The following is a 682-nucleotide window of genomic DNA, read 5'->3' as shown; positions in this document are numbered from 1 at the left end:
TTCTATTAGATAATCAATTTGACTTACATCCAATCCAGAGTTTTTTACAAGATACATCAGTGCCAGAACGCCCGATGCCTTTACTGACAAGTTTTCAATCATGGTATGTGCCGACAGATTCGGATCAAATTCGTGGGCCCTTTTCACGCATCCCACAAGTTTGTCATCCCTGTAAAGGCCCTCTGCTATGCCATCATTTACAAGCCTTTTAATATTTTCTATGCTCTCTCCCTCTTTCAAGTCATCAATTCTATCTTTTAAGATTGGATGCCTCTTAAAGCTCTCTTTTACAGCCTCCGTAAAGAATTTTTCCAAGATCACCAGATCAAATACATCGGATATCTTCAACAATCCATAAAACTCATCCTGACACATTATCTCTCCAAACTTGCCAAACCTCGATGAGCCATCAACTTTTTCATTATACCAGGGTCTTTTTCTTTCACTCAATTCTTCTGGAGCCATGTTTCCTATATAAGTTTGATTTGGCGCATAACTGACTACATCTTCAAATGATCTCAAGTGATTTTTTATCTGCTTCAGATAATCCGAATCCGGATTTGTCTTCCTCTCCAAAGTTTGGGTAGTGCCATTATGCACCACCATATCCGGCGTATTAACTAAAACATAAGAAGCTCTCTTAACAACGGGAAAATTCATTTTAAAACCTCCTATTTATTTT

The 682-nt window shown here is 38.0% G+C and carries 1 pseudogene; it reads right to left on the bottom strand.

The features are described from left to right. Positions 1–660: pseudogene (locus tag J5G60_RS18620) on the bottom strand (glycine/sarcosine/betaine reductase complex component C subunit beta); the annotation flags it as partial. Positions 661–682 lie beyond the last annotated feature (22 nt).

Origin of the sequence: Clostridium sp. HV4-5-A1G (assembly GCF_900184915.1) — a bacterium.
Classification (GTDB): domain Bacteria; phylum Bacillota; class Clostridia; order Clostridiales; family Clostridiaceae; genus Clostridium_B; species Clostridium_B aromativorans.
Note: the sequence above shows the minus strand (reverse complement) of the source record. Positions and strands in the feature narration are given on the sequence as shown.